16 protein-coding genes, 14 tRNA genes and 2 rRNA genes (1 of these 32 running past the window's edge) are annotated in these 25,762 nt (G+C 42.4%); 28 read left to right on the plus strand and 4 right to left on the minus strand.

Annotation, left to right across the window (positions count from 1 at the left end):
• The 19 genes from MKX73_RS08035 to MKX73_RS08125 all read left to right on the plus strand — a co-directional run.
• Positions 1-2,673 (plus strand): 23S ribosomal RNA (locus MKX73_RS08035) (it extends 256 nt beyond the left edge of the window).
• Positions 2,674-2,760: 87 nt separating this feature from the next.
• Positions 2,761-2,876: ribosomal RNA gene (gene rrf, locus MKX73_RS08040) — 5S ribosomal RNA — on the plus strand.
• A gap of 9 nt (positions 2,877-2,885) precedes the next feature.
• Positions 2,886-2,961 (plus strand) — tRNA-Val (locus tag MKX73_RS08045).
• A 9-nt stretch (positions 2,962-2,970) separates the two neighbouring features.
• Positions 2,971-3,046, plus strand: a tRNA-Thr gene (locus MKX73_RS08050).
• 6 nt (positions 3,047-3,052) lie between these two features.
• Positions 3,053-3,128: transfer RNA gene (locus MKX73_RS08055), tRNA-Lys, on the plus strand.
• A gap of 50 nt (positions 3,129-3,178) precedes the next feature.
• A tRNA-Gly gene (locus MKX73_RS08060) sits at positions 3,179-3,253 on the plus strand.
• Positions 3,254-3,257: 4 nt separating this feature from the next.
• Positions 3,258-3,346, plus strand: a tRNA-Leu gene (locus MKX73_RS08065).
• A 27-nt stretch (positions 3,347-3,373) separates the two neighbouring features.
• Positions 3,374-3,450: transfer RNA gene (locus MKX73_RS08070), tRNA-Arg, on the plus strand.
• Between the two features lie 24 nt (positions 3,451-3,474).
• A tRNA-Pro gene (locus MKX73_RS08075) sits at positions 3,475-3,551 on the plus strand.
• A 6-nt stretch (positions 3,552-3,557) separates the two neighbouring features.
• Positions 3,558-3,633, plus strand: a tRNA-Ala gene (locus MKX73_RS08080).
• Positions 3,634-3,652: 19 nt separating this feature from the next.
• Positions 3,653-3,745 (plus strand) — tRNA-Ser (locus tag MKX73_RS08085).
• A 26-nt stretch (positions 3,746-3,771) separates the two neighbouring features.
• Positions 3,772-3,847: transfer RNA gene (locus tag MKX73_RS08090), tRNA-Asp, on the plus strand.
• 10 nt (positions 3,848-3,857) lie between these two features.
• Positions 3,858-3,933: transfer RNA gene (locus MKX73_RS08095), tRNA-Phe, on the plus strand.
• Between the two features lie 6 nt (positions 3,934-3,939).
• Positions 3,940-4,016: transfer RNA gene (locus MKX73_RS08100), tRNA-Ile, on the plus strand.
• Positions 4,017-4,025: 9 nt separating this feature from the next.
• Positions 4,026-4,101: transfer RNA gene (locus MKX73_RS08105), tRNA-Asn, on the plus strand.
• A gap of 2 nt (positions 4,102-4,103) precedes the next feature.
• A tRNA-Glu gene (locus tag MKX73_RS08110) sits at positions 4,104-4,175 on the plus strand.
• A 182-nt stretch (positions 4,176-4,357) separates the two neighbouring features.
• Positions 4,358-5,353, plus strand: a complete 996-nt coding sequence (locus MKX73_RS08115; RefSeq protein WP_340716993.1) for an MBL fold metallo-hydrolase — start codon at positions 4,358-4,360, stop codon at positions 5,351-5,353.
• A 223-nt stretch (positions 5,354-5,576) separates the two neighbouring features.
• A complete protein-coding gene (locus MKX73_RS08120; protein WP_340716994.1) occupies positions 5,577-7,529 on the plus strand; it encodes an S-layer homology domain-containing protein in 1,953 nt (650 codons plus the stop codon).
• Between the two features lie 155 nt (positions 7,530-7,684).
• Positions 7,685-8,614, plus strand: a complete 930-nt coding sequence (locus MKX73_RS08125; RefSeq protein ID WP_340716995.1) for an AEC family transporter — start codon at positions 7,685-7,687, stop codon at positions 8,612-8,614.
• Positions 8,615-8,817: 203 nt separating this feature from the next.
• Here MKX73_RS08125 and MKX73_RS08130 read toward each other — a convergent pair whose 3' ends face one another.
• Positions 8,818-10,308, minus strand: coding sequence for a catalase (locus MKX73_RS08130; RefSeq protein ID WP_340716996.1), 1,491 nt, complete (start codon positions 10,306-10,308; stop codon positions 8,818-8,820).
• Between the two features lie 317 nt (positions 10,309-10,625).
• On the opposite strand from MKX73_RS08130, the gene MKX73_RS08135 reads away from it, so the two are divergent.
• Positions 10,626-12,473 carry an SLC13 family permease gene (locus MKX73_RS08135; protein WP_340716997.1) on the plus strand — a complete coding sequence of 616 codons (1,848 nt, stop codon included), beginning with the start codon at positions 10,626-10,628 and terminating at the stop codon, positions 12,471-12,473.
• Between the two features lie 52 nt (positions 12,474-12,525).
• Here MKX73_RS08135 and MKX73_RS08140 read toward each other — a convergent pair whose 3' ends face one another.
• The 3 genes from MKX73_RS08140 to MKX73_RS08150 all read right to left on the minus strand — a co-directional run bounded on the left by MKX73_RS08140 (position 12,526) and on the right by MKX73_RS08150 (position 16,967).
• A complete protein-coding gene (locus MKX73_RS08140) occupies positions 12,526-13,488 on the minus strand; it encodes a fumarylacetoacetate hydrolase family protein (RefSeq protein ID WP_340716998.1) in 963 nt (320 codons plus the stop codon).
• Positions 13,489-13,656: 168 nt separating this feature from the next.
• Entirely contained in the window at positions 13,657-14,865 is a 1,209-nt protein-coding gene (locus tag MKX73_RS08145) for an MFS transporter (RefSeq protein WP_340716999.1), read from the minus strand.
• A gap of 275 nt (positions 14,866-15,140) precedes the next feature.
• A complete protein-coding gene (locus tag MKX73_RS08150; protein WP_340717000.1) occupies positions 15,141-16,967 on the minus strand; it encodes a V4R domain-containing protein in 1,827 nt (608 codons plus the stop codon).
• Positions 16,968-17,414: 447 nt separating this feature from the next.
• Between MKX73_RS08150 and MKX73_RS08155 the strand changes: the two genes are divergently transcribed.
• The 8 genes from MKX73_RS08155 to MKX73_RS08190 all read left to right on the plus strand — a co-directional run bounded on the left by MKX73_RS08155 (position 17,415) and on the right by MKX73_RS08190 (position 25,762).
• Positions 17,415-18,617 (plus strand): acyl-CoA dehydrogenase family protein, encoded by a 1,203-nt coding sequence (locus tag MKX73_RS08155; protein ID WP_340717001.1) that lies wholly within the window; start codon positions 17,415-17,417, stop codon positions 18,615-18,617.
• 101 nt (positions 18,618-18,718) lie between these two features.
• Complete coding sequence (locus MKX73_RS08160) at positions 18,719-19,711, plus strand: VOC family protein (protein WP_340717002.1); 993 nt, start codon at positions 18,719-18,721, stop codon at positions 19,709-19,711.
• Between the two features lie 11 nt (positions 19,712-19,722).
• Positions 19,723-20,577: an alpha/beta fold hydrolase gene (locus tag MKX73_RS08165; RefSeq protein ID WP_340717003.1), complete on the plus strand. Its 855-nt coding sequence runs from the start codon at positions 19,723-19,725 to the stop codon at positions 20,575-20,577.
• Positions 20,578-20,646: 69 nt separating this feature from the next.
• A complete protein-coding gene (gene tcuA, locus MKX73_RS08170) occupies positions 20,647-22,131 on the plus strand; it encodes an FAD-dependent tricarballylate dehydrogenase TcuA (RefSeq protein ID WP_340717004.1) in 1,485 nt (494 codons plus the stop codon).
• A 13-nt stretch (positions 22,132-22,144) separates the two neighbouring features.
• Entirely contained in the window at positions 22,145-23,002 is an 858-nt protein-coding gene (locus MKX73_RS08175) for an alpha/beta fold hydrolase (RefSeq protein WP_340717005.1), read from the plus strand.
• 20 nt (positions 23,003-23,022) lie between these two features.
• A complete protein-coding gene (locus MKX73_RS08180; RefSeq protein WP_340717006.1) occupies positions 23,023-24,231 on the plus strand; it encodes an acyl-CoA dehydrogenase family protein in 1,209 nt (402 codons plus the stop codon).
• 31 nt (positions 24,232-24,262) lie between these two features.
• Positions 24,263-25,216 (plus strand): VOC family protein, encoded by a 954-nt coding sequence (locus MKX73_RS08185; protein ID WP_251690479.1) that lies wholly within the window; start codon positions 24,263-24,265, stop codon positions 25,214-25,216.
• Between the two features lie 69 nt (positions 25,217-25,285).
• Entirely contained in the window at positions 25,286-25,762 is a 477-nt protein-coding gene (locus MKX73_RS08190; RefSeq protein ID WP_340718868.1) for a flavin reductase family protein, read from the plus strand.

The following is a 25,762-nucleotide window of genomic DNA, read 5'->3' on the forward strand; positions in this document are numbered from 1 at the left end:
AAACGGGAAGAGCCCAAACCAAAGAGCTTGCTCTTTGGGGTTGTAGGACACTCTATACGGAGTTACAAAAGAATGAACTAGACGAAGCGACTTGGAAAGGTCCGCGAAACGAGGTAAAAGCCCTGTAGTCAAAAGTTCATTCCCTCCAGAGTGGATCCTGAGTACGGCGGAACACGTGAAATTCCGTCGGAATCCGGGAGGACCATCTCCCAAGGCTAAATACTACCTAGTGACCGATAGTGAACCAGTACCGTGAGGGAAAGGTGAAAAGCACCCCGGAAGGGGAGTGAAATAGATCCTGAAACCGTGTGCCTACAAGTAGTTAGAGCCCGTTAATGGGTGATAGCGTGCCTTTTGTAGAATGAACCGGCGAGTTACGATTACGTGCGAGGTTAAGTTGAGAAGACGGAGCCGCAGCGAAAGCGAGTCTGAATAGGGCGAATTAGTACGTGGTCGTAGACCCGAAACCAGGTGATCTACCCATGTCCAGGGTGAAGGTGAGGTAACACTCACTGGAGGCCCGAACCCACGCACGTTGAAAAGTGCGGGGATGAGGTGTGGGTAGCGGAGAAATTCCAATCGAACCTGGAGATAGCTGGTTCTCTCCGAAATAGCTTTAGGGCTAGCCTCGTGATTGAGAATACCGGAGGTAGAGCACTGTTTGGACTAGGGGGGCATCTCGCTTTACCGAATTCAGACAAACTCCGAATGCCGGATATTTATACACGGGAGTCAGACTGCGAGTGATAAGATCCGTAGTCAAGAGGGAAACAGCCCAGACCACCAGCTAAGGTCCCCAAGTAATCGTTAAGTGGAAAAGGATGTGGCGTTGCTTAGACAACCAGGATGTTGGCTTAGAAGCAGCCATCATTTAAAGAGTGCGTAATAGCTCACTGGTCGAGTGACGCTGCGCCGAAAATGTATCGGGGCTAAACGATTCACCGAAGCTGTGGATGCATACTTTGAGTATGCGTGGTAGGAGAGCGTTCTAACAGCGTTGAAGTCAGACCGGAAGGACTGGTGGAGCGGTTAGAAGTGAGAATGCCGGTATGAGTAGCGAAACATGGGTGAGAATCCCATGCACCGTATGACTAAGGTTTCCTGAGGAAGGCTCGTCCGCTCAGGGTTAGTCGGGACCTAAGCCGAGGCCGATAGGCGTAGGCGATGGACAACAGGTTGATATTCCTGTACCACCTCCTCACCGTTTGAGAAATGGGGGGACGCAGTAGGATAGGGTAAGCACGCCGTTGGTTGCGCGTGTTCAAGCAGTAAGGCGTGTATGTAGGCAAATCCGCATACTATAACGTTGAGCTGTGATGACGAGCTCGTATGAGCGAAGTTCCTGATTTCACACTGCCAAGAAAAGCCTCTATCGAGGTGAGAGGTGCCCGTACCGCAAACCGACACAGGTAGTCGAGGAGAGAATCCTAAGGTGTGCGAGAGAACTCTCGTTAAGGAACTCGGCAAAATGACCCCGTAACTTCGGGAGAAGGGGTGCTTCTTTGGGTGCATAGCCTAGAGAAGCCGCAGTGAATAGGCCCAGGCGACTGTTTAGCAAAAACACAGGTCTCTGCAAAACCGTAAGGTGACGTATAGGGGCTGACGCCTGCCCGGTGCTGGAAGGTTAAGAGGAGCGGTTAGCGCAAGCGAAGCTGTGAATTGAAGCCCCAGTAAACGGCGGCCGTAACTATAACGGTCCTAAGGTAGCGAAATTCCTTGTCGGGTAAGTTCCGACCCGCACGAAAGGCGTAACGATCTGGGCACTGTCTCAACGAGAGACTCGGTGAAATTATAGTACCTGTGAAGATGCAGGTTACCCGCGACAGGACGGAAAGACCCCGTGGAGCTTTACTGTAGCCTGATATTGAATTTTGGTACAACTTGTACAGGATAGGTAGGAGCCAGAGATCTCGGAGCGCCAGCTTCGAAGGAGGCGTCGGTGGGATACTACCCTGGTTGTATTGAACTTCTAACCCATGCCCCTTAGCGGGGTAGGAGACAGTGTCAGGCGGACAGTTTGACTGGGGCGGTCGCCTCCTAAAGAGTAACGGAGGCGCCCAAAGGTTCCCTCAGAATGGTTGGAAATCATTCGTAGAGTGTAAAGGCATAAGGGAGCTTGACTGCGAGACCTACAAGTCGAGCAGGGTCGAAAGACGGGCTTAGTGATCCGGTGGTTCCGCATGGAAGGGCCATCGCTCAACGGATAAAAGCTACCCCGGGGATAACAGGCTTATCTCCCCCAAGAGTCCACATCGACGGGGAGGTTTGGCACCTCGATGTCGGCTCATCGCATCCTGGGGCTGTAGTCGGTCCCAAGGGTTGGGCTGTTCGCCCATTAAAGCGGTACGCGAGCTGGGTTCAGAACGTCGTGAGACAGTTCGGTCCCTATCCGTCGTGGGCGTAGGAAATTTGAGAGGAGCTGTCCTTAGTACGAGAGGACCGGGATGGACATACCGCTGGTGTACCAGTTGTCTTGCCAAAGGCATCGCTGGGTAGCTATGTATGGACGGGATAAGTGCTGAAAGCATCTAAGCATGAAGCCCCCCTCAAGATGAGATTTCCCATTACGCAAGTAAGTAAGACCCCTGAAAGACGATCAGGTAGATAGGTTCGAGGTGGAAGTGCGGCGACGCATGCAGCTGACGAATACTAATCGGTCGAGGACTTAACCACATTTTATTGCACAAATTCAATGAACCGTTTATCCAGTTTTGAAAGAATGAAAATTCTTTTACATAGGCTTTTTAAAGCCCACTATAGTGAAGTGATGATGGCAAAGAGGTCACACCCGTTCCCATACCGAACACGGAAGTTAAGCTCTTTAGCGCCGATGGTAGTTGGGGGCTTCCCCCTGTGAGAGTAGGACGTCGCTTCGCTAGAATATTGGAGGATTAGCTCAGCTGGGAGAGCACCTGCCTTACAAGCAGGGGGTCGGCGGTTCGAGCCCGTCATCCTCCACCATTTCTAAGTGCCGGTGTAGCTCAGTTGGTAGAGCAACTGACTTGTAATCAGTAGGTCGAGGGTTCGACTCCTTTCGCCGGCACCATTTAGAGAGCCATTAGCTCAGTTGGTAGAGCATCTGACTTTTAATCAGAGGGTCGAAGGTTCGAGTCCTTCATGGCTCACCAGTTTTATAAAATTATACATACTGTCAGATATAAAAGATCTTAAGCATTTTGCGGAAGTAGTTCAGTGGTAGAACACCACCTTGCCAAGGTGGGGGTCGCGAGTTCGAACCTCGTCTTCCGCTCCAAAATGCCGGGGTGGCGGAACTGGCAGACGCACAGGACTTAAAATCCTGCGGTGAGTGATCACCGTGCCGGTTCGATTCCGGCCCTCGGCACCATTTTATAATTCTTATCTCTAATAATGCGCGCCCGTAGCTCAATTGGATAGAGCGTCTGACTACGGATCAGAAGGTTGTGGGTTCGACTCCTGCCGGGCGCGCCATAATATATTTTTTACTGACATATTCGGAATGTAGCTCAGCTTGGTAGAGCACTTGGTTTGGGACCAAGGGGTCGTAGGTTCGAATCCTGTCATTCCGACCATTTTATGGGGCCTTAGCTCAGCTGGGAGAGCGCCTGCCTTGCACGCAGGAGGTCAGCGGTTCGATCCCGCTAGGCTCCACCATTTATATTTTATTCCCTTTGGAGGTATACCCAAGTCTGGCTGAAGGGATCGGTCTTGAAAACCGACAGGCGGGTAACACCGCGCGGGGGTTCGAATCCCTCTACCTCCTCCATTTTTAATATTTTTACTTCAGATGTTGGTCCCGTGGTGTAGCGGTTAACATGCCTGCCTGTCACGCAGGAGATCGCCGGTTCGATCCCGGTCGGGACCGCCATTTTTTTTATGGGTTTGTAGCTCAGTTGGTAGAGCATTAGATTGAAGCTCTAAGTGTCGGCGGTTCGATTCCGTCCAAACCCACCATACTATGGGCCTATAGCTCAGCTGGTTAGAGCGCACGCCTGATAAGCGTGAGGTCGATGGTTCGAGTCCATTTAGGCCCACCATAGTATTATTCCGAAGTAGCTCAGTTGGTAGAGCATCCGGCTGTTAACCGGCAGGTCGCAGGTTCGAGTCCTGCCTTCGGAGCCATTGGCCCGTTGGTCAAGTGGTTAAGACACCGCCCTTTCACGGCGGTAACACGGGTTCGAATCCCGTACGGGTCATATACACTTGAATGAAAAGACATTGCAAAATTTGCAATGTCTTTTTTGTTTTGTAATAATGTAAATCTCCACTGTTTGAAGAATGAACAGTAAGGTATTATTAAGATACAATAGAAGGGCTGTCTGGAATCAATTTCGAGGCATGCCCTTTCTGCATATAAACAGTGGGAGCAGGTGGAAAAGTGAATGCAATAAAAACAGGTAATAAAGCAGTTTACCCGATTATTTTTCCTTCTGATTATAGTGGATTGGGGAGTATAAACTGTTATGTCTACCAAAATGGAGAAGACTATACCTTAATAGATGCGGGTATTGAAGGTGGTGAATTTGAGCAATTCTTCTATCAGAAATTGAAGGAATATAAAATTGAAATTAACCAAATTACCCGTATTATTTTAACGCACTTTCATAATGATCATATCGGGGTAGTAAATCAAGTTACGAATGAATATCCGGTTCCAGTCTATGCCAGTAAAATCGCCATTCCCCGTCTGAAATGTGAAGATGATTATTTAATGCAGAAGCTTAATTTTTACTATAGGTTGTATGAGCAATACGGCGTACTGGAATTTGCCCGTGAACGAATGGCAAAAATGGAGCATACATTTCACAATAAAGAAAATGTAATGATCTATCCGCCAATTCTGCAACTGGAAGACGGACAGGAAATCGGTGGATTACATGTAGTTGCGGCTCCAGGGCATTCACCGGATTCGATCTGTTTGTTTGATGCGGAAACAGGCTGGTTATTTGCGGGGGACTTTTTGTTGGCCACGGGTATGACAAATGCTTTAATTGACCATGACGATTCAGGAAATATAACGAACCCGATCAGCCAATATATAGACTCAATTGATAAAATGAAAACTCACAATGTACGCACCGTGTTTGCAGGACATAAAGAGATTTATGAAAACTTGAATGATGTGATGGAGAAAAGCTTAAGTAAAATAGAATACAAGCTGCAAAAGGTTGTATCCAAAATTAGTGAAGGACATCATACTGCGAAACAATTAGGAGAAGTAATCTATGGTGTCCGCTTTGCGAAGTATTTTACATTTTTAATCTCTGACATTATCGGATTAACGCTCCTTGCAGAACAGCGCGGTTTGATTATACGTGAGTTACGGGGCGGTGAGTGGTATTTTACGGTGACAAAATTGATTGAAAACAAATGAAACAGCTGCCCGGGGGAGGTAGCTGTTTTTTTTATGGATCAGCATTTCCAACTCATATAAAGTACTATCAATAAGCTTCAAAGATCATTTTAAATATTTATTATCAAATTTGGAGAGAGTGGGGCAAGTTTTCATTAACATGGCTCAATTAATATTCTAAAATTTGGGATATGAACCGATATAATAAGTACGCTTTATAAAAAGAGAATAGGTAGTGATACATATGAATAAATCAAAGTTACTGCTGGCTGCTTTGGTCGCAATCCCAGTAAGTATTGGTATGGTGGGGGAAGCAAAGGCGGAGCAAACCGAAACGTTGGGGGATTCTCTCGCAACACCTGTAGATATTAACAAAGCGATAGAAGGTTTAAATCCAAGGTCGACTAAATCAGAACTGGAAAAAGTGAAGGAAGCTTATAACAATCTTTCGCAAGGGTTGCGCCAACAAATTAGCAACTACGGCAAAGTGGAAGTGCTTTTGGAAGATTTGACGAAAAAAGAAGCGGAAATCGCCAATCAGATCGCTGCAGAAGAGGTCATCGAAATGATTCAAACTTTCAATGACGAGGCAACGGCTTCTGAGATTAGTGCAGCCCGAAAAGCCTATGATGCATTGAATAGCGAGGCGAAAAAGCTAATTCCGAAACAAGTAGTGCCAAACCTGGAATACTTCGAGAGCCGTTTAGCTGTGCAAAAGGTGCAAGCTGAAAAAGAAGCGAAAGTAGTAATGGATCGCATTAAACGAATCGATAAAACGAAGTACACCGAAACTCAAATCAAAAGTATTCGGCTTGCGTACAATACACTAAGTGACCTTGCAAAATCATTTGTAACAAACCTCAATACTTTAATTGACGGTGAGAATTATATTATTTATCAAAATACGGTAGTGAAGCAGGCTAAGCTTGATGCCAACGCATTTGATATTTACATGAACGATATTAGCCACAGCTCGACGATACAGGAAATTGCGAGAGCCCGTTCGCTTTACAATAATTTATCGTCTGAAGCGAAAAGATATGTAACAGTGTTGGAAAAGCTTGTCCGTCTTGAAACTATGTGGAGAAATCCGCAATATATTATGCTTGTGTACATGTATTATCCCGATTATATTCATGAAATAAAGCCAGGCGGGATAGTCATTGAAAAGCCGACATACGACCCGCTTTACATTCCGGATGATTCCGCAATTACAGTGGGACCAGCGATTCCAAAAACGGCAAACTGGTCACAATATGAAACGATGACTTACCAAAATGGACGCTATACAACTAAGATTACCGCTTCTCAGGTGAAAAATCTTGCAGACCGGAATATGCTTCTAAAAGCAGGGGATATTGAAATCGTTATTCCTACGTCGGAAATTCAGGGCTCTGCAGCTACTGTTGGCGTGTCTGTAAATGTGACGAATAATCAGCTGCACATTCAATTTACAGAAGGAACTCATGCAAAAACATTTGAAAGTACAGTAGAAGTTCATATTCCGGTTTCTAAATTAAAGGCGAATACTTCACAAGTAATTCAGCGTGTTACATCAACAGGCACTTCGCCGGCGTCATTTAAAGTGGATGGCTTAAAATTCATTATCCGCACAGCGACAAGTGGTTCATTTAAAGCGGCGAACAGCCGCGTTATTTATACGGATATTCCAAATAATGACCAGGGACATGCAATTCGGGAACTGACAAAGCGAGACATTCTATTTAATCCGAAAAACCGACTAGTTCAAAGCTATAAACAAGTAAGCAAGCTCGATGCAGCGGTGATGATTGCATCGGCACTTGATCTATCAAGTGACACTAAATCAAAATATTTGGATATAGCTAATGCGCAGCAGTTAAAACTGGTTCAAGGTTTATTGGAAGCAGGTATCATGAGCGGAGCCACATCGAGCCGTTTTGCACCTAATGCCACAGTGACAAAGCAAGAAGCCGCCATCATTATTGCCAACATGTACCGCTATTTAGATCAGGATTTGGCGAAAGTATATAATGAATTAAACTTCAGCTATCCCGATATAGCAAACCTGACATTGGAAGCACGTCAAAGCATTGCAATTTTAGAGCTGTTTGGGGTTGTTGATGGGGAAGGTTCATTTAATCCTGAGAAAACTTTATTGCGCGGCGAGTTTGCCAAACTTATTTACGATGCATTAGTAGCAATCGACTATCTATAAACTTTTAAACCTATGATTTCTATCCGGAAATCATAGGTTTTTAAGAGAAAAATCGCTATGCTGAAACGGAAAAAACTGTCGGATCCTCTGACAATTCCTTTACAAATGCGCTATAATTAACAACTACAGCACACATGCACAAAAGGAGTTTTCGCATGGTCTATTTATCGATGATTTTCTTCAAAATTGTTGCACCGATTTTAGTTTTGCTTATTATAGGTGCCTTTTTACAGCGCAAGTTTCAGTTTAATCTTAAGGCATTATCGCATCTCATTACATACTGTTTCATGCCGGCAGCGGTGTTTATCAATATTTATGAAACCTCCATTGAAATGAGTGTCCTCGGCCAAATTACGATTTTCATTATTCTGTTTATCGGTGCGCAAATGCTGTTAAGTCAGCTGCTCACAAAGTTGTTGAAACTTGATAAAAAGGAAGCGGCAGTTTTTAAAAACAGTGTTGTCCTTATAAACTCCGGTAACTACGGGATCCCGGTTGCACAAATGATTTTTGCGACCCAGCCGATCGGGGTAGCGATTCAAGTTATTCTTGTTATTTTTCAAAATATGACGACGTATACATATGGCTTGTATAATTTAATCTCATCAACAAAATCAGGAATAGCGATTGTACGGGACTTTCTGAAAATGCCGATCGTTCATGCGCTCATTATTGGCGCTGCATTGAATTACTTTCACGTCCCGATTCCGGAAACATTCAGTATTCCGCTTGAGCATATTGCAGACGGATTTGTGGCGGTTGCCCTTATTACATTGGGGGCACAGCTTTCTACAATCGAAATGCGCTCGATGTTCAATAAAACAATTTTTGTCAGCTGCTTTACACGATTAATAGTCGGCCCGGCTACAGCACTTCTAATTATTTTTGCGCTGGGCCTGGACGGGGTAGTCGCACAGTCGCTATTTATCGCAAGTGCATTCCCGACATCAAGAAACAGTTCCAGCTTGGCGCTCGAGTATGATATTGAATCGGCTACAGCAGCCCAGACAGTACTGTTTTCTACGATTATCAGCTGTTTAACAGTGACGTTTGTTATTTATTTATCGACAATTTTATTTGTATAGAAAAAGGCTGCAGCAAAAGTAGAATAAACTTTTGCTGCAGCCTTTTTACATATAAAAACCGCAAGTATCCCCTCAGATACTTGCGGTTGTAAGCGATTATAGTTGGATATCAATAACGTTTACGTAATCTAGTAAACACTAAATTAATGAAAAGCTAGTGAATTTAACAATTTGAGCAAGAAGCTAAATTCATAAAGTACATCTTAGTACATACTTACTGTACTAGCGTATGGATTTGAAAGGTCCATACCATCTAATGAAAGACCCATTGCCTTCGCTACACCTTCACCATATGCTGGATCAGCTAAGTAGCAGTGTAAAATGTGACGACGTTTGATGAATTCTTCAACACCGTCCATTTCAGCAGCAGTTGTTTCGAATAAACGTTGTTGCTGTTCTGGTGTTTGAAGACGGAATAATTTACCTGGTTGCTCGAAGTAGTTGTTGTCATCTTCACGGAAGTCGTAGATGTCAGCTGGACCATCAAGAGCTAATGCAGGATCTTTATATTGTGTTTGACCTTGTAATGCACCATAGCTATTTGGATAGTAAGTAATAGCTGCACCACGGTTTCCGTCAGCACGGCCTTGACCATCACGGTGATATACCATGAATGGGCATTTTGGTGTGTTTACAGGAATTTGGTGGTGGTTAACGCCTAAACGGTAACGAGTTGCATCTTGGTAAGCGAATAAACGCGCTTGTAACATACGGTCTGGTGAGAATGAAATACCAGGTACAACGTTTGATGGAGCGAATGCAGCTTGCTCAACATCAGCGAAGTAGTTTTCAGGGTTGCGGTTTAATTCGAATTCCCCAACTTCAATTAGCGGGTACTCAGACTTGTACCAAACTTTTGTTAAGTCGAACGGGTTGTCTTTAGAGTTACGAGCTTGCTCCTCAGTCATCACTTGGATGTACATTTTCCATTTCGGGAAATCGCCTTTTTCGATTGACTCGAATAGGTCACGTTGTGAAGATTCACGGTCTTTTCCGATAATTTCAGCAGCTTCTGCACCTGTTAAGTTTTCGATACCTTGTTGAGAACGGAAATGGAATTTCACGTATACGCGTTCGCCGGCTTCGTTGATCATTGAGTAAGTATGAGAACCGAATCCGTGCATTTTGCGGTAGCCGTTTGGAATACCACGGTCAGACATTACGATTGTTACTTGGTGTAATGCTTCAGGTAATGAAGTCCAGAAATCCCAGTTCGAGTTACCGTTGTGCATGTTTGTTTTTGGATCACGCTTAACAACGTGGTTTAAATCCGGGAAGTGTAATGGATCACGGAAGAAGAATACAGGTGTGTTGTTACCAACCATATCCCAGTTACCTTCTTCAGTATAGAATTTTAATGCGAAACCGCGAATGTCACGCTCTGCATCAGCCGCACCGCGCTCACCTGCTACAGTTGAGAAACGTGCGAACATTTCTGTTTTCTTCCCAACTTCAGAGAAGATTTTTGCTTTTGAATATTTTGTGATGTCATGAGTTACAGTAAATGTACCAAATGCACCTGAACCTTTTGCGTGCATACGACGCTCAGGAATTACTTCACGGTTAAAGTTTGCTAATTTCTCAATTAGAAATACATCTTGTAATAAAATCGGACCACGACGACCAGCTGTTTGTGCATCGTCGTTTGATACTACCGGAGCACCAGTAATAGTTGTTAAACGTTCGTTTGTCATATGTAGTTCCTCCTAAAATTTTTTGAAAAACTCTTCATAAATAATATAACAAATCTAAATCATAATTTCTACTAGATTATAATAATTCTTTTTAAGGAATCTTTATATTAAAGAAGTGGTTATTAAAAATAGACAGTAAAGAATATTCTAACAATATTCTTTTCTAGTAAATTATACCTTTTTCTAGCTGGAAAAGGTAACCATTGCTCCGCATTTTTGACTAATAATAGCGTTTTATTTATTAATCGACAAATACAGAGAGTTCTTCTATTATTTCCTATATAATAGAGGCGACTACCATACGAAGGGACATTGTTATGCAACTTACATTAACTTTTATTATTTTGGCAGTTACGATTATTTTATTTACGACAAATCGATTGCGGGCAGATCTTGTTGCAGTAATGGCCTTATTATCGTTTGTAATATTAAATATTTTAACACCTGCTGAAGCGCTGGCAGGATTTTCGAATTCTGTAGTCATTATGATAGCAGGGCTTTTTGTAGTAGGGGCAGGAATTTTAAGGACGGGACTTGCCGGTATGGCAGGAAACCTTCTACTGAAATGGTCGGGGGATAGTGAGCTCCGTCTCTTTGTTTTACTGCTTGTCATTGTCGCGGTTGTAGGGGCTTTTATGAGCAATACAGGTACGGTTGCGTTAATGCTGCCTATTGTCGTCTCGATAGCAATCAGCATTAAAGTAAGTCCGTCAAAGTTTCTAATGCCGCTTTCGTACATTGCGAGCATGTCAGGGCTGATGACGCTAATTGCATCACCGACAAACTTGATCGCTTCGCAAACACTTGTTGATCATGGTTTCGAAAAACTTGGATTTTTCACGATAACTCCAATTGGAATTATCGCAACAGTTACCGTTATTATTTATTTGGTACTGGTGCGCAATGTGCTGTTGCCGAATGAGGAAAACCGTTCGCAGTCAAGTGCGGGGTATAAGCTTTCTCCGAAGAAAATTGCCAAGGAATATGATTTGCATGATAAACTGTTCCGCGTTGTCGTTACCGAGCATTCGACAATTTCAGAACAAAAACTTGCTGATTTAAAGCTTCCGGCAACCTATCATATTTATATTATGAAGATAAAACATGGTGCTGTTCAGGAAGGGCGTAATTTAAGACCGATGACGTATCAGGAGCTGGCGGGTCCGACAAGTGTAATTCACGTCGGTGATGAGTTGTATGTTCAAGGTTTGGCCGATGATGTAGCACGTTTTGCCCATGATTTTGCATTGACCGTTCAGCCGTTTGAAAACCATGATAAAGAGCTCGTTACGAAAAAAATCGGTGTTGCCGAAGTTTTATTAACACCGCAATCACGTCTTATTAAGGAAACGGTCAGTAAAATCGGATTCCGTGAAAAATATAATCTGAACATTTTAGGAATCAACCGTAAAGGCGAATACTTATTGAAGAACATGGCCGATCAGAAGCTGCGTTTCGGGGATGCGATTTTAGTACAGGGAACATGGGATGAAATCGAGCTGTTGTCCCGCGAAACACAAGATGTGGTTGTAGTGGGACAGCCACGCGAGTTGGCAGGGGCAATTGCCGCAAACGGAAAGGCGCCGATTGCCGGTATTATTATGCTGCTGATGATCGGGCTTATGGTTTTTGAAGTATTTGATGCCGTCATTGCTGTATTGATCGGGGCTGTGCTTATGATTATAACGGGCTGTCTGCGTAATATGGATGATGCTTACAGTAAAATAAACTTCGAAAGTATTGTCCTCGTAGCGGCGATGCTTCCGATGGCGACAGCGCTTGAGAAAACAGGGGGAATGACGATTCTCGCAGAAGGCATCATCAATGTTCTCGGTGATTTCGGTCCATACGGTGTATTGATGGGGATTTACTTACTGACAGTTGTTTTCGGGCAATTTGTTAGTAATACGGCAACAGCGGTCCTGTTTTCGCCGATTGCCATCACTGCAGCACTTGCTATGGATGCAAACCCGTATACATTTATGATAGGGGTAGCAACTGCTGCGAGTATGGCGTTTGCGACACCGATTGCCTCTCCGACAAATTCTCTTGTATTAACAGCCGGGGGCTATAAATTTATGGATTTCGTTAAAGTCGGTGTTCCGCTGCAGGTTATTATGTTTATCGTCATGATGATTGCAGTCCCGTTGCTGTTTCCATTTTAACTGTTACAGAAACCTAGGGGTATTTGAATGAAAAAGTCATTCAAATACCTCTTTATTTTACGGCGACTGACTGTACAATTTTATTTTCCTGTACACCTAAATCAATGACACCATCTTCACTCTTAATTTCCAGGCGCATGACATCACCCGGCTGCAAATAGCCGTTCTCTTTTTGGGAATTGTAGAAAGCCTCTACTTTTTCCTCATATGAGATGGAATTATCATAAATAATGCCTAAAATTTCAGCGTTCAGACGTAGACCCACACCAGCAGGAGTCCCTGTTAAAATAAGGTCACCGGTTTTTAAATCAAAAATACTCGACATTTCTGTTAAAGTTTCGGTCGGTTTAAACAATAGCTGATCTGTTTTCACTCGCTGACGTGTCTCGCTATTTACGGATAAATGGAGCTCCAACTGTTCCAAATAATCAATTTCGCCGTCTTCCAACAAGTAAATATACGGTCCAGTAGGGCAGAAGCCGCGATAGCTTTTACCTTTAAACCATTGCTGTTCAACGATTTGTACATCCCGTGCCGAAACGTCATTCGTAATGACCAACCCTGCTATATAATCTTTTAAATTATGCTCCGTCACTTCAACCGCTTCCGTTACATCCTGCTTCATAATAATGCCTAATTCAATTTCATAGTCGAGTAATCGAACATGTGCAGGGCATACGATATTTGCTGTTGCGGAAGTTAACGTGCTTGGTGCCTTGGTAAATAGCAGGTTATAGGGCGGCTTTTGCTGTGAAAAACCGGCTTCAACACGGTGTGCACCGTAGTTAGTACCTTGGCAGTAAATATTTGCATCATCTGTAACAGGCGAAAGAATGGTAATGTCGGATTGATTAACAATCTGACCAGTTTTTTTTGCAGTAATAACATCCCCCATACCCGTTGTTAAAATATCCCGTAATGTTCGGTAAGAACCGTTGATAATGTATAGTTCATCCTCTAATACACCCCATTGAACCAATTCACCTTGCTGAAAACGTACTAATTTAATTCCCATTACACCCCTCCTAAAATAGTAAAACTAATATAATTTTAATTGAACAAGTAAGAAATAGTTAGTTGTTAATTAATGGATTTCCAAAAAGAAAACAATAAAAATTAATGAAATAATAAAAAAAGAGGCTGTTCAACTATGGGGAAATCCATAGCGAACAGCCTTTTCATGTTAAGCAACTTCTGTCTGACCTTCACTATCATTAATGGATAGCGGCGATTTTCTTGTTATAATAATTCCCCAGACAATTGCTAAAACAAATAAACCAATTGAAGAGATTAGTAGAGTAGAGCGTCCCCCGTCCAAGCCAAAAACACCAAGAAGAGTGGCAAACATATAAGGGCTTACAATACCGCCTAAACCTTGACCGGCAGCAGCGATTCCAACATAGGAAATTCCTTTTGCCAAGTTTGATAGCTCAGAAACCCGTGCTAATACGCCAGGAAGTACGATGCCTAAACCCATGCCGCCGAGTACACTCGCTACAAAGATCATCGTTAAGCTGCCTACTGCAGAACACCATAAAATCCCGGTAGCTGTTAACAGTACACCAAATGGTACGATCAGGTTTGGTATCATCGAACGCAATTTACCGAAGATGAAGCCCGTTATTAACGTACCTGTTGTAAAGAGGGAAATCGCCAGACCGGCTTCCGTCGCATTTCCTAAACCTTCCGTCTGAATAATGATTGAGATATTTGTTACATAGCCATAAATGAAGGCAGAGAAAATAATTTGCCCGAATGTGAAGCCATAAACTGTTTTTGGTGCTTTAAAAAGTACATCTTTAATGGAAGCATTGGGCACTTCTTGTTTTTCCGGTTCCGGTAAGAACAGGAATGTAATGGCTAAAATCCAAATAGGGAATAAGTACACTAGGAATCCATAGTTCCAACCGTAAGCGTCTGCCAGCATACCGCCGACTACTTGGAAGAAGATTGCCCCAACACATGCGATTGTCGATGTACCGAACCCAATCAGGAAATCACGTTCACGGCCATCAAAGAAACCAGTAATAATATCAATGGATAAAGGTAATGTAATACCAACACCAAGGCCTAAAATACCGCGGAAAACAATAATTGCGAATAGATTGCTTAAGAAGAATGGCATAATACCACCGATTAAGAATAAAATTAAACCGGTCATTAATAATGCGCGTTTTGAAAATTTATTAGCTAGCTTACCATAGAAAAGGGAAGGGAAAATTTGAAGCAAACCTGGCATTGTCGCGATTAACATAACAGTAGTAGGGCTAAATTCCGGGAAGGCTACAATAAGGTCTGCCATAATCGACCCGGCTACACCAGCAGCTACGTCCTGGAAGGCAATCAGGACAATTAGAAATTTCAGAAAACCTCTTTTGGATGTTGGAAACATTAAATACCCCCTAATTTTTATTTTGTATGAAACTTAAAGACCTGGCATGTTGTGCAAAATACCCCCCTCAATCGATTGAATATTCAGATATTATCATGTAAGCCCTTTCATAGTAACGATAATAATTTACGGAAAAGTTATTTTTAATTAAACAAAAATTGTTAAATACCGTCCTGAAATTCTTTGTCACAGTGCATTTTTTATAATCAAAAGTAACCACAAATAAAAAAAGTACAAAACTACGGAAATTCCGTTGTTCTGTACTTGAAATTCGGTTATTCTATTTCAATTTCACCTAAAACTATCAATGATTCGATTAAAAGGATTAATTCAAACAGGTTTTTAGAACTGCGCAGGTTCCGATTAAGCAGTTCTTCGATTTTCTGAATCCGGTAAACAAGCCCGCTCATCGACAAATTCAAGTCAACCATTGTCAGATTAAGGTTTCCGTTATGATTTAAAAATGTGTATAAAGTCTTCAGAAATTCATCTCTTTTATTTGGTTTTAACGACAAAATAGGTTCCAGCTCACGTTGGGCCAATTTCACAATTATTTCGCTGTTTTGGTGATTAATTAACGAACCAAGTATATTCGTATTCTCAAAATATACGATCGTGTCACGCTTATTGATATTCAAAGAAGAAATCGCCTGCCGGTGCGCTTCCACAATGTCATCAATATCGTTAATGACGCGGCTTAGTCCGATACGGAAATCATAATTTCTGAATTTGCGCTGCAAATGCTTCAATATATTTTGGAAAATATCATCGTTATCATCCTTTTTAGGAAACAAAAATACAATTTCATCCTGGAATTCTGTAATGAAAATCGATGTTTGATGCATTTCCAAATAGACGATGACGGACTGAACAATTTTTGAAATAGTGGAAGCTTCATGAACGGGTATTCCTTTTTTAGTGACACCAAGACTGCCGATATAAAAATCTTCATTTAAATCAATTTGTAGGAGGTAGCTGCGGCTGATCATACTTTTCTTTGAAGTGTACTGCTGCTGCAGTAACTGTTCAAAAAAGTAAGCTTTAATATTTTCGGTCGCTTCCAGACTCGATTTTTCATTTAAATAACAAAGGGAGATGGATACGGCCGAGCGTTGTAAATAATGCATTTCTTCTTTAAAATTCGTATTCTTCGAAAAATATATGAAGGATATATAACCGATAATTTGCTTCTGTACAATAATCGGGCTAATTAACCGGGTATGGTTCGGGCAATCTACCTGACTTGGCTGCATAGGGTCGATTGGCTGAATTAAAATTTTTCCGGATTTTGTCTGGGGCATTTGCTGAATAAAGTCGTCTTTAATAAAATCCAGCTGCTCCTGTGTCATCCCGATCGAGTGGTGTGTATTGAAGCTTAAATCCTGTACGATGGCAGGTATATTCAGCGTATTGTAAATCGTCTCCAAAATCTGGTCGATATGCATACCTTGTGAAATACCCAATGTTAAGTTGTTATGGAAAGTCGATACTTTTTCTGTATGTTTCTTCTCCTCGAAAAGCTCCATATATGTTTTATTCAAGTCATCAATCATACGCGTCTGACTAATTTTTTTTAAGTCGGATTGAGTTTCCGAATCCCATTGCTCCAGCATGCGCATTTCAAATGCACAGTGCTCGTCTCCTTTGGCGCGGCAAGTCATTTCCACAATATATACTTCCTTTTTCGTCAAATAAGAGGTAAAGCCGCTTGAATAACCGGCCAATGTATGACAAATGCAGGAATCGCTTTGCCCGAAATGTTTCAAATGTTCCTCAACTTCATATGAATTAACCCAAATTCCTTTAGCGTACATATATTTTACCGTATCATCCGGGTTTAACTGTAAAACTCTTTCTGAAAGGAGATCCGTAATTTGTCCGGAAGAAAGATGATACCCAACAGCACTGTTTAGTTTTTCGGTTAATGTAAGTGGTAAATAATCGACTTCTTTAGCGTGAGTAATACCGATATTCCAACCGTAACGCTGCAAGAAAAATTTTGCGTATTCAAGGCCTAAGCTCTCGATTAACTCTTTCCTTAAAATTCCAAATGTATTAGTAGTAGTGTACAACGCTTTATCTACATAAGATGAGCCAGTCATTTTCAACCTCCTGAATATTCGGAATATTATCTGTTTTAAAAGGAAACATACCATACTTTACATAGAAATGAGAAGATACTTTTCAATATTTGTTAAATATTAGTAATAAAATTACTATTTTCGACTCGTCAATACTATTTGAAAAGTGCTTGAATTTTGTCTGTAATTCCTGGATTTTATAATAGACCCTGTGGCAATTATTATTAGAAAAGCAGCTATCCATAGAAAAAGCATTGGTTTGTTATCCGAATAAATGCTGCCGTGGAGATGAGACAAAAAGGTCAAAAAAATCTTTGGAAATAGGAATTTTTATATGATTTGACGTTTGCTGTTCAGTCAAGATTCGTTAATTTTTACTTATATTTGATTGTAAATTCCATAGATATTCACCATATTATTCGAAAATTAAAACCGTAATATTGGATTTAACAAATAAAAGGAGTTGAAATGATGACGACAGCGCTTACAGAAAGACAAATTGAAGTTATGAATAAAATGCAGGAGATTGCAGCGAATGTTCGTAAACGTGTAAAGGAAACAGAGGAGATTAGAAGAATACCAGAAGCGACGATGCAGGAATTGAAAGATTCTGGCTTAATGTATATTTTACGTCCCGAACGATACGGTGGTTTACAGACAAATGTCGAAACTTACAGCCAGGTCATTATTGAACTATCGAAAGCATGTGCTTCAACTGGATGGATTGCCTCTCTTTGTGCGATTCGCGACATTATGGTGGCGGAATCATTCAGTGAAAAAGCCCATCTGGAAATTTTCTCTGACAACCCGGAGGATGTATTATTTGCGGGTGTATATGAACCAAGATCCTGTACTGTACGGAAGGTGGAAGGCGGTTACCTTGTTGAGGAAGGTCACTGGATGTTCTGCTCCGGTTCACTGCATGCGACATGGGGTTACTTCGGTATGTATACAAAAGATGAGAACGATAACATTTTAGAGCAGCTGTTAATGACAGTACCGTTTGATGTGCTGGAAATTGAAGATGACTGGCATACGTTAGGCCTTCGAGGAACGGGCAGTAACGCTGTTAGAATGAAAAATGTTTTCGTACCGGAACACCGGGTTACTTCATTTGTGAAAATTCTGGACGGAGATTTCCAGTCACCGCATTTACGCGATATTCCGTTATATAACTCTGCACTGTTCCCGTGTTTAATTTTATCATTGGGCTTACCTGGTCTAGGTGTTGTGAAAGAGATGCTCGATAATTTCAAACAATCATTGCCGTACCGTACTGCCCAGCATATGGGTGTAAAAATGATCAAAGATGCAGCGAGTACACATCAGTTATTGGCAACAGCCGAACTAAAAGTAGAAACAGCTGAACTTTACTTTATGAATTTAGCAAAATCGATTGATGAGTGGGCAGCAAAAGGTGAGATTATGCCAAAAGATTTACGCCTGAAAGCTTTGGCGGATATTGGCTACGCAAATGAAATGCTGAACGATGCAGTTCAGGCAATTTTAAGAGCAAGTGGTTCCGGATTTGTGTATGATGCGAGTCCGATGCAGCGTCTCCTTCGTGATTTCTTGACATTAAACTCCCACCGCTCTTTGTCTCCGGTTATTACGAGAGAAAACTATGGCAGACAATTAGCAGGTTTACAGCCAAATCAAATTCGATATTAAGTAAAAATTTACGGAATTTTCAATAAAAACTAAAAAAATTTCTCGTAGTTTGATAGTTGTGATTTAAAGTACAGTTACTTTTAAGTAAGGGGGCTAAATGAATGAAACAAGCAATAGCAAAATTAGGGTATGTTGCGTTACAGTCTTCGAATGTGGAAGCATCATTGCATTTTTTCCAGGATGTTATCGGCCTTGAGCTAACAGAACGGATTGGAGATACGTATTATTTACGGGCGTGGGGAGACTTCCAACACCATACACTGTCCATTTCGCCAGGTGAAACAGGTCGGGTAACGCACATCGGTTTCCGTACAAAGCGCAAAGAGGATGTGGCTTTATTTGCGGATCAATTAGGCGGCAAAGGATATGAAATCGAGCATATCACTGCTTGGACTACACCGGGTATCGGTGAAGCAATCCGTTTTACAGCACCATCGGGACATCGGCTGGAGCTTTACTATGATATTGAAAAACCGGTTGTGGAAGAAAGCCGCCTCTCTGTCCTGAAAAATCAAACGTATAAATCATACAACAAAGGTGCTTCTCCTCGACGTCTTGATCATGTCAATCTTCATACGGATGCGGACTCTAGTGTCACTTATAAATTCTTCACGGAAGAACTTGGTTTCCGGATCAATGAGTGCATTGAAACAGAAGAAGGGGATATTTTAGCAGGGTGGATGAGTGTCACTCCATTAGTACATGATGTGGCATTGGTATCGCATGAAAATCTTGAAACAACAGCGCGATTCCACCACATTTCTTACTGGCAGGACAACTCGGGTGATCTACTGCGTGCTGCGGATATTTGCAAGGAGCAAGGGCTGCAAATTATTGGACCTGGGAAACATAGCATTTCACAGGCAATTTACTTATATGTGATCGATCCTGGAAGCGGTTGCAGAGTGGAGCTGTTTACAGGCGGTTATTTAATTTTCGAGCCGGACTGGGAAACAGTTGTATGGCGTCCCGAAGAACGTACATTTGGAAACACGTACTGGGGGGACAGCATTACAGGCAATCCGCTTATCGTCCCGACAATTGATGCAACAGGTATTAAAGAAACGAAGGCAGTACCAGCATTGGAAGTATAGGAGGATGGAAAATGACAGTAGCAAATGAAGTGACGATCAAATCGAGTCACGTGAAAACAGGTAAATATACATCGTTTGTTCATGAGGCGGGTTCAAAGACAAATGAAACGATTTTATTTTTACACGGTTCAGGTCCAGGTGTAACGTCAATCGCCAACTGGAACTATGCATTGAATGACTGCGGAAATGATTTTCACTGTTTAGCACCTGACCTATACGGCTTTGCGGATAGTGATCATCCGGATGAGCCGCTTAAAAATCGCCAAATGTGGATGGATTGCTGGGTGGAGCAATTAATTGAGTTACTAGATTACTATGAAATCGAAAAAGCACATGTAGTAGGGAATTCGTTAGGCTGTTCCATTGCACTCGAATTGCTGCTTGAATATCCGGAACGCTTTGACCGGGTTGTATTAATGGGTCCTGGCGGTACACCTAATACGAAGCTAAGCTTGGAGCTGGCTCGTGCAAAATCATTCTATGACAATCCTTCTAAAAAACGTCTACAACAAATTATGGGATGGTTCGTTTACGACAAAGACGCGATGCAGCCAGTTATTGACGGTTTAACAGATGCACGTTTTGCCAATGCAATGCGTGAAGAAGTGAAACGCTCAAATAACTCTATTTTCGCAACGGCGGCAGTACCGATTCCTGTCATCGCATTGAACCGCATCAACCACGAGATTTTATTAATCCATGGTCAAAACGATAAAGTATGCTCAATCGAATCAAGCTATTATTTAGCAGAACATATTCCGAATGCACAATTGCATGTATTCCCTCAATGCGGTCACTGGACACAAATCGAGAAAAAAGAACAGTTTAATTATTTAATCCAACAATTCTTTAACCGTAAAATTTAAGTTCATCAAAGTGCTTTTCCGCCGGATGATAATAAAGCGCTTACAAAATGAAGTGGAAGTGATTTATAAATGTTAAATGAACAGGCAGATATCGTCGTAGTAGGTGCCGGAAATGCCGCGTTATGCGCGGCCATTTCGGCAGCAGAACATGGCACGAAAGTAACAGTACTGGAAATTTCCTCTGAAGAAGAAAAGGGTGGCAATACGACCTATACGCATGGATCGATTCGCTTTGCTTTTAAAAATGGCGAAGAGGTTCGGCAATTGCTGCCGGATATGACGGATGAGGAATTTGCGATGACGGATTTCGGCAGCTATCCAAGCGAACAGTTTTTTGATGACGTATGCACGATGTCAAACTTTCGTACAGATTACGATTTAACATCGGTCATGACCGACAAGAGCTTTGAAACGATGCAATGGTTACTCGATCACAATATTAAGTTCATTCCGATTTATGGACGTCAGGCATACAAAATAGACGGAAAATTCAAATTTTGGGGCAACATGGTCATTGAAGCAGTCGGCGGCGGAAAAGGCTTAGTTGATGCGTTACATAATGAAGCCAATCGTTTAGGCATTACAATCCATTACAATACGGCGGCTGTTGATCTTGTAACGGAGCAGCGCAAAGTAAAAGGGATTATCGTCCGTCACGCTGGTGAAGAACGCCGAATTGACTGCCAGGCGGTCGTGCTGGCAAGCGGCGGCTTCCATGCAAATGTGGAAATGCGAACGAAATATTTGGGCCCGGGCTGGGATACGGTTCATACGCGCGGTTGTAAATATAACGTGGGGGACGGCCTGCGAATGGCAATTCAGCTCGGAGCCCGAACAACAGGAAACTGGTCCGGTGCGCACGCGGTTGGAGGCGACCGTTACTTGCCGGATTATAAAGAAGGCTTCCAGAAATTAAGCTATCCGTTCGGCATCCTCGTCAATAATGAAGGCAAACGCTTTATAGATGAAGGTTCCGATTTTCGAAACTATACGTACGCCAAGCTTGGACGTGAAATATTAAAGCAGCCGGGGCAGTGTGCATGGCAAATTTTTGATGCAAAAACAAAACCTTACCTGCGAGAAGAATACGAAGGGCGCCACGTATCGAAAGTGTCCGCGCCTACGCTGGAACAATTAGCCGAAAAAATGGACGGCATCAATAAGGATCGTTTCCTGGAGGAAGTTCATGCCTATAATGCTGCGGTAAACCGTAATGCGGCATTCAATCCGAATATATTGGACGGCAAAGCAACAACTGGTCTTGACGTTCCGAAATCCAACTGGGCAAACCCGATAGAAGAAGGTCCGTTTGAAGCGTATGCCATCGGGTGCGGTATTACATTTACTTACGGCGGTTTGAAAATCACGAAAAAAGCGGAAGTCATTCATAATGATTTCACTAAAATAGATGGTTTGTATGCAGCGGGTGAAATTGTCGGTGGTTTATATTACGACAATTATCCGGGTGGTGCGGGTTTAACTTCCGGTGCGGTATTTGGCCGCATTGCAGGAGAACAGGCAGCAAAATATAGCCGAAGTAAAATCACGATTTAAGGGAGGAAGTATTATGACAATTATAGAGCGCAAAGTAAAAACAGGCGATTACGAAACATTTATTATGGAGGGCGGAATCGGAAATAAAGATGCGGTTATTTTAATCCATGGATCTGGCCCTGGAGCAAATGGTAAAGCGAACTGGCAATTTGTCATCGAGGATTATGCGGAAGATTTCCACGTAGTTGCCCTTGATCTATTCGGTTTCGGCAACACGGACCATCCGGAGGAATATCCGGAAAACGGTGTGCAATGGATGTCGGTTCGTGTGAAGCAAGTACTCGATTTAATGGATGCGCTGAACATTGAAAAAGCAAATCTGATCGGGAACTCTCTAGGCGGCGTAGTAGCAACTTATTTAAATATGGCTGCTCCAGAGCGCTTCAATAAAATTGTGCTGATGGGTGCGGGTGTCTCATTGTCACAGCCAACACCGGAGCTGTCAAAACTGGCAAACTTCCATTTAGACCCGACAAAAGAAAACTTGCGCAACTTACTGAGCTGGTTCGTTTATGACCTGGACCGTATGCAGGATTTTGTAGATCAAGTGGTCGAGGCACGTTGGGAAGCATTCCAACGCCCGGAAATCCAGCGTTCCTACCGTGAAAACTTTACACGTTCAACAATGATCGAATTCCAAATTCCACAAACGGCACTGGAGCGTATGCAAAATGAATTTTTATTAATCCATGGTTACTACGATCGTTTCGTACCGTTACAAAGCAGCCTATATGCACTGGAACACTTACCGAATGCAAAGCTGCATATCTTAAAAAGATGCGGTCACTGGGCAATGATCGAGCAGCGTGAAGAGTTTTTACACGCGACAAAGCACTTTTTCACAAAGGATAAAAAAGAAGTACATTCTTAATCATATAAGGGGGCTATAACATGGGAGAAACAGTAGTAAGTACATTGTCTGTAAGCGAAATGCTTGTTGAGAACGCGCGCCAGCTCATTCCTAAATTACGTGAAGCAACATTGGAAATAGATAAAAACAGCCAAATTCCAGATGAAATCATTCAGGAAATGCGTGAAAAAGGATTATTGAAGGTATTACGACCAAAAATCTTCGGTGGACATGAAACAAGTATGCAGAATTACTTTGATGTCGTAACTGAAATCAGCCGCGGAAACCCGTCTGCCGGGTGGTTCACAGCATTAAGCAATATTCGCGATTACATGATTTCCTATGTATATGGCGAAAAAGCGCTGGCTGAGATTTTTGGACCAAACCGTGATAATGATGTGATTTTAGCCGGGAACTTCAAACCGATCCGTATCGATATTGAAAAAGTTGACGGCGGTTACTTCATTAAAGATGCACAGTGGCCTTTCGTATCGGGTGCTCCGTATGCTGACTGGTTCTACTGTGGCGCACCGGTTGACGATGGCAACGGCGGAATTGAAATGGCGATTTTAATCGTGCCTCGTGAAGATGTAACAGTTTTGGATGACTGGGATGTAGTCGGATTAAAAGGATCAGGCAGTAACAGTATTGTCATTAAGGAAGTGTTTGTCCCGGATCACCGCATTTCATTAGACCGTTTAGCGCAGCAGCGCCATTATATGATCGATGAATTAAAGGACAATCCGTTATACCGTACACCATTCGTACCGTCACTGACGTTATCGATTGCAGCCCCGGTATTAGGCACAGCTCTTGGCGGATTCGATGTCCATATGGAACGAGTGAATAAAGCAGGTATCGGCAATACATTCTACAACAAAATGTCGGATGCACCGCTGACACATTTACAGATTGCGGAAATCGATATGAAATTGGAGTGCGCAAGGTCGTTATTCGAAAATGCGATCAAAATTTTGGACGATTACTCAACGAGCGGCAAGGAATTCACGCAAAAAGTGAGCATTCGCATTAAAGCACAGTACGGCTATGCCAACCAATTATGTAAGGAAGCCTATGATTTGATGCTGGCGGGAGCAGGTTCGGTATTTGCATATAATAACAATGTATTCCAGGCATTTTACCGCGACTTTATTACGATGCATTTACACGCATTCATTACACCATCAAGCCTGCTTGAGACACATGGACGTTTAATGGTGGATTTAGAGCCAAACACATATTTTGCATAGATAAATAAATAATCAAAAAGGGGAATGCACTATGACAAATCCGGAAATTTCAAAACTTGGCCATTTTGGTTTAGTAAGTACAGATTTAGAAAAATCACTTTGGTTTTTTAAAGAAGTAATTGGTCTTGAAGAAACAGAAGAAGCAGACGGTGTTCACTATTTACGTGCATGGGGTGATTTTGAACACCATACATTAACACTTCGCGCGGGCGAGGAGTCTCGCCTTGATCATATTGCATGGCGTACAAAACGTCCGGAAGATGTAGATGCTTTTGCTGAAAATCTCCAAAAAGAAGGAATCGAAATCAACTGGGTAGAGGAAGGCACGGAAAAGGGTCAAGGAAAAGCATTCCGCTTCCAGCTTCCTAGTAAACATACATTTGAAATTTACTTTGATATGGAAAAAACATTGGCTGCACCTGAAACACGTTCCGTATTAAAAAATCAGACACATAAATCATGGAATAGAGGCGTTTCACCTCGCCGTATTGACCATGTGAATCTATTAAGCTCAATCCCGGCAAATGAATTTTCAGATTTTATGATTCAGCACTTAGGATTTAACCTGCGTGAATATGTGGAAGCACCGGACGGCAGCTACTTAGGCGCATGGTTAAGTGTAACACCGCTCGTTCACGACATTGCATTCAGCTTTGATCCGCATTCCGCTTCTACACATGAAGTACACCATATTTCATACTGGTTGGATAATGCTCAGGATCTACTGCGTGCAGCGGATATTTTAAAAGAAAACGGTATTGAGTTTAAAGGACCGGGAAAACACGGTATTTCACAGGCAATGTACATTTATGCGATCGACCCTGGCAGTGGCGTACGTCTGGAAATCTTCACAAACGGCTATTTAATTTTCGAGCCGGATTGGGAGCCGATTCGTTGGACTTTGGATGAGATGAGCTTAGGTTTCACTTATTGGGGCGATCAAATGGACAATAACCCTGAAAATAACCCGACAATTAAAGCGTAAAAAGTTTTGCGGTAAAGCGGAAAGTTTACGAAATGAAAATATAATCTGCAAAGAGGAGGCAACATTATGATGGATGACCGTTTATTCAGAAATGCGATGGGTAAGTTTGCGACAGGTGTTACCGTCATTACAACAGAGCACGATAAACAAGAGCATGGTATGACAGCAAATGCATTCATGTCTGTTTCTTTAGAGCCGAAGCTAGTTGTGATTTCAATCGGTGAAAAAGCACGCTGCCTGCCGAAAATTAAAGAGAGCGGCATTTTCGGTGTCAATATTTTAGCTGAGGATCAACAAGACTATTCAATGGTTTTTGCCGGTCAAAAGAAAGATGAAGTCGTAGAGGTAACTTTCGAGCGTTTGGCAGGTGTACCGGTTTTACAAGGTGCCATTGCACAAATCAGCTGTGACGTAGTATCGGAGTACGTTGAAGGCGATCATACTTTGTTCATCGGCAAAGTACGGGATATTAAGCTGGATGAAACGAAAGAGCCGTTATTATTCTATGCGGGCAAATACCGTTCATTAGAAACAATTACTGTATAA

This window comes from Solibacillus sp. FSL W7-1436 (assembly GCF_038007305.1).
Classification (GTDB): Bacteria; Bacillota; Bacilli; order Bacillales_A; family Planococcaceae; genus Solibacillus.